The 4,417-nt window shown below is 52.9% G+C and carries 5 protein-coding genes and 1 pseudogene; 1 reads left to right on the top strand and 5 read right to left on the bottom strand.

The annotated features are described in order from the left end of the window. Window positions 1-373: 373 nt before the first annotated feature. Window positions 374-553: pseudogene (locus HRQ87_RS19860) on the top strand (transposase); the annotation flags it as partial. Window positions 554-733: 180 nt separating this feature from the next. Here the strand turns inward: HRQ87_RS19860 and HRQ87_RS19855 are convergent. From HRQ87_RS19855 to HRQ87_RS19835, 5 genes are all read right to left on the bottom strand, one after another. Next, the gene (locus HRQ87_RS19855) at window positions 734-1,390 is read right to left on the bottom strand and encodes a class I SAM-dependent methyltransferase (protein WP_174140186.1); all 657 of its coding nucleotides are present in this window, start codon (window positions 1,388-1,390) and stop codon (window positions 734-736) included. Between the two features lie 5 nt (window positions 1,391-1,395). Next, window positions 1,396-2,613: a BtaA family protein gene (locus HRQ87_RS19850; RefSeq protein ID WP_174140185.1), complete on the bottom strand. Its 1,218-nt coding sequence runs from the start codon at window positions 2,611-2,613 to the stop codon at window positions 1,396-1,398. A gap of 14 nt (window positions 2,614-2,627) precedes the next feature. Further along, entirely contained in the window at window positions 2,628-3,422 is a 795-nt protein-coding gene (locus HRQ87_RS19845) for a UDP-2,3-diacylglucosamine diphosphatase (RefSeq protein ID WP_174140184.1), read from the bottom strand. A gap of 280 nt (window positions 3,423-3,702) precedes the next feature. After that, complete coding sequence (locus HRQ87_RS19840) at window positions 3,703-4,011, bottom strand: GNAT family N-acetyltransferase (RefSeq protein ID WP_343035432.1); 309 nt, start codon at window positions 4,009-4,011, stop codon at window positions 3,703-3,705. A gap of 9 nt (window positions 4,012-4,020) precedes the next feature. Beyond that, window positions 4,021-4,254 carry a hypothetical protein gene (locus HRQ87_RS19835; RefSeq protein WP_174140183.1) on the bottom strand — a complete coding sequence of 78 codons (234 nt, stop codon included), beginning with the start codon at window positions 4,252-4,254 and terminating at the stop codon, window positions 4,021-4,023. Window positions 4,255-4,417 lie beyond the last annotated feature (163 nt).

Genomic DNA, 4,417 nt, shown 5'->3' with positions numbered 1-4,417 from the left:
CGCCGGTTGAAGCAGGAGCCATCCACCCAATCCCGCATCCTTCCAGTTCACCCGCACTGCAGCCAACGGCGATGTTTTCTGAACCGGCCACTCGTGTCCGATGCAGCGAAGGTGACGAGAGAGCCCAAAGTGCATGATGCTTCATGGTACATGAACGGCAGCTTCCGGCGTCTCCCATGCCTCTACACGTGCCTATCCAGCTGTGCTGGAATTTGACGACGACCCCATCTGCGCTCCGACGCCATTAGTGCATCGTGCAGCATGAAGCTGTTAGGGATCTCACCCGGATTTCGACGCGTGCACCGCCAATGGCTGCTAAGATACGTCCTGCCCCCTACCGGAGTTGACCCCTTCTTAGGTCATAAATCCGAAGGCTCAGGCGCGACGCAAGAAGGTTGAGATGCTCTTCGCACATCTCAAACGAATTCTGGGTCTGGGAAGGCTTCGATTACGAGGTCCATGCGGCGTCCAGGACGAATTTACACTCGCCGCCATCGCCCAAAACCTCCGGAAACTAGCAAAACTCAAGCCAATGGTGGCAACCACCCGCTGATAACAAACCTCAGCATCGGTCGTTCAATAAAATCAGCGCAGTAGCTCAACGCGTAACGCCAAAAACAATGACTTTTTCAACAAAATCAGTCCTTAGCAACCGATGCTGCATTTGGCACAAATGTCTGATACTGGCGAAACGATCAAAATAACACAGCGCTTTTCGGTGAAGATCGCGCGTTCACGTCAAGTTGGTGGCCCGGTTCATTGCTGGCATCCTTTTCCTCACACACACATAGGTCACGTATGAGCGCATCAGTGACACGTGCGAGATATGGTGGCCCTCGATCTCTGAAAAATTTGCTTTGAGATCGTACCGGGGTTCAACATGAAACCGGGCAAGCCACTTGCGCAATCCGCGATCAAACCAACGGGGCATGCGTGACTGGTCTCCGAAATCCACGATGTGCAGCGCGCCACCGGGCGCAAGATGTGACACTGCTTCTTTGATAGCGGACTGCCATTGGGGTATCATTGATACGCAGTAAGACATGACGATGTGGTCATATTTCGCTTGGTCAAAGAGGTTTGCCGGGTCAAAAGCGCATGCATCTGCTTGGGCGAGCTTTGCACGATCACCCAGCTTTCTCCGCGCGGACAGCAGCATTTCTGACGAAATATCAAGTCCATAAAGGTGCCTGTTGGGATACCGCATGTCAATCTGGTCGAGGTTTCGCCCGGTCCCACAGGCAATCTCCAGGATATGTGCACCCTCTTTGGCCTTTATTTGTCGTAACGCATAGTCGCGTCCAAGCAGGTAGTACTTTCGGGTTGCGTCATAGAAAAAGCGCTGCCGGCGATAAACCTGATCCATTAGTGCGCTGTGCGTATCAGCCATGCGGCTTACACTTTCAAATGATACAGGTGGAACCCACCGTAGATGGCCGATCTGTCATTTTTGAACCCCTGCGCCGATGCGTTGGCTTGATAGCTCCAGCGGGACAGCACCTGGGGGTCCACATGGCCGGGAAGGATGTCATCCTTGCCACCTGTGCGAAAGATTACCCGCGCACCGGGAGCCGCCGTTCGGGTGATTTCGCGCCAGAGTGCATTTAACTGATCATCGTTCATCCAGTCCTGGGCATCCAACAATACATAGCAGTGTTTGGACGCTGTCGGCTGCTTAACCAGCACGTCGGTGAGCGATTTGTTCAACACTGTCACCCGTTCCGCGTTCGCGCGTACCGTGGCAAAGTTGTCAGCTTCAAGGTATGGCGGCACCGCTGGCGTCGATACTGGTTCATAGCCACGGTAGGCCGCCTGCCATGCGAAATAGTTTTCCCCGATTGGAAAGTCACAGAATAGCTTACGCGTCCTTTCTTTTAGGACAGCGATGATGTCGCCATCAGCATCAGCGGCGAGTTTGTCGTACTGAGCGGGTGGGATGCCAAGACCAAACAATGATGCGCGACGTTTCGCCAGAAATCTGATAAAACGACTATTGTAGAGCGGGACGATCTGTTGCTTGTAGAAGGCCCGCTGGTCTTCTAGCGATTTGGCCTCCAGAAGCGGCGCAAAATCGACACGAGCCAGTCTTGCGACAAGGTGAACCACACCGATGAATCGACCAAGCAACCCATGACGGTAGAGACCGCGTGCCAGAATGGCTTTACGCCGACCCATCAATGTGCAGGCATTCCAATAGTTACGCGTTTGAGTATCCAGGAAGCGCGCGATATATGTATCGAAGGCCTCTACGTTACCCGGCTGATCCCCACGGCCCAGCATTGCAAAAAGCGTCGCGTGATCAGAGACGTGCTGTACGACCGCGAGCTTAAGCTTGTTCAGCATCACATGCGCCGGGGAAAGATCGACTGCGGTAATCGATGCAGGGTTTGCCGTCAAATATGACAGCATGTTGCATCCGCCTGAAGCGATACAAACGATGTTATCCTCCGGCTGAATGTCCAGTGCCTGCATATCAACAACGGGATCCTCCCAGATCTGCGCATAGACCAACCCGTGAAATAGGCGTGCAAAGGCGCGCTCCAACAGTCCCTCTCGGGTCATCGTTGCATTCTGGTTTACGGCGTCGTGAAGTTGTTCGGATATGGAACTCATGGACCTCTCCCGTTTCAGGTGTCCTCTTTGACAAGTTGTTTGACCGGCTTGCGGGTCTGTCGGCGCTCAGCGTTGGCCTTTTCTTCCCAATCAATTAGTTCGAATTCGCCAGTTGGGTGTTCTGCGATCGCTGTGCAACTTTCCACCCAATCTCCCGTGTTGATGTAAGCGATATCTTTGATGCAGCGGATATTGGCGTGGTGAATATGGCCACATATGACGCCATCATAGCCGCCGCGCCGCGCCTCTTCTGCAAGGACATCTTCGTATTGGCCGATAAAGTTGACGGCTGTTTTCACCTGTCGCTTGGCCCATTTTGACAATGACCAGTATTGCCCGCCCCAAATCGATCGCATCCGGTTGATCTTGGGGTTTAGCCAAATCAAAAAGTCATAAGCGGCATCACCGAAATGAGCGAGCCATTTGGCATTCACAACCACCGTATCGAATTGGTCGCCATGTGTGACGAGATACCGTTTCCCATCAAGTCCCGTAAAATCGGCCGTTTGCTTTACTTCAATGCCTCCAAAATGGGTGCCAAGGTAGTTCCGCATCACCTCATCATGATTGCCAGGAACAAAGATAATCCGGGTGCCGCGTCGAGCCTTATCCAGCAAAGTTTGCACAACGTTGTTATGGTCCTGCGGCCAGTGCCAACCGCGACGAGCGAGGGCCCAACCATCAAAGATGTCACCGACCAAATAGATCGTACCAGCATCATATTTGCGCAGGAACGCGACAAGAAGGTCCGCACGACACCCGCGGGTACCAAGGTGAACGTCTGATAGGAACAGCGTTCTGAACAACATAAGCTGCCTTTCGCGATACTGCTTTTATCCGACGTAGTTGGTGAGTGTGACAGCAAGGTGACGACCACAACATCTGGTCTCACCGCAATTTGTCGATGAGCGTGAGAAGCGGCCATTCGATTGGGGCGTATGAATGACCCCTTCGTCCGCTAATAGGAGTCATCTGGTGTGGTCTTATCGCCTATGACCCCGACTGAAACCATCATATGACCGCTAAGAGCCCAAACTGCAGGATACTGCGGTCCAATCGAATGGCTGCATTCCTCGCACAGCGTAATATCTACTTTCGTCGCTCGTAGTGCTCATCCGCTAAAATTCCCATGATCCAATCATCGTGCCAAGCACCGCCGACCCAAGCTGCTTCGCGCTCAGTACCCTCATGAACAAACCCGCATGACGTATAACAACGGATTGCGTGCTGGTTATAGGACAGGACTCGCAAATCTACGCGATGCAGCCCCATGTCTCCGAAAGCATGGTCGAGCGTTAGACAAATCGCTTCGCGTCCAATGCCACGGTCAAGATGAGCTTCGCCGAAAAGCCCGATTGTAAGTCGTGCGCGTTTGTCTGCCTCGTTCAAGCTATGCAACCTAACTTGTCAAACCGGGTCACCGTCGCAAACGATGACCTTGGAAAACGGGTGGTCGCGCAACCATTGAAGCCAACGCTTCGATCGATCCATATCGGGGGCTGGCAAGTCTGATGTCTCGCCCCCGTACATGAGCACGATTTCAGCAACGGGCGGATACGAAAAATGTACCTGCGCGTCAGCATCAACTGGGTCGCGCAATTCAATAAAATGTCCTGGATCATTCGCCTTCAACGGTTTCACCTTAGATTTCCCTCTGTCGATTTTAGCAACGTTCCATCGAATTCAAAACCCGAACCGGACACTGGAGCATCCGCAGCGAAATGTCGCTTCTCTAATCGGGCGTTTAGGTCAAGTTCATTTCATCGTTTTATTCCCGCTCTTCGGGATCATTGTCTCTCATCCG

Source organism: Parasulfitobacter algicola (genome assembly GCF_013315265.1).
Taxonomy (GTDB): domain Bacteria; phylum Pseudomonadota; class Alphaproteobacteria; order Rhodobacterales; family Rhodobacteraceae; genus Parasulfitobacter; species Parasulfitobacter algicola.
Note: the sequence above shows the minus strand (reverse complement) of the source record. Positions and strands in the feature narration are given on the sequence as shown.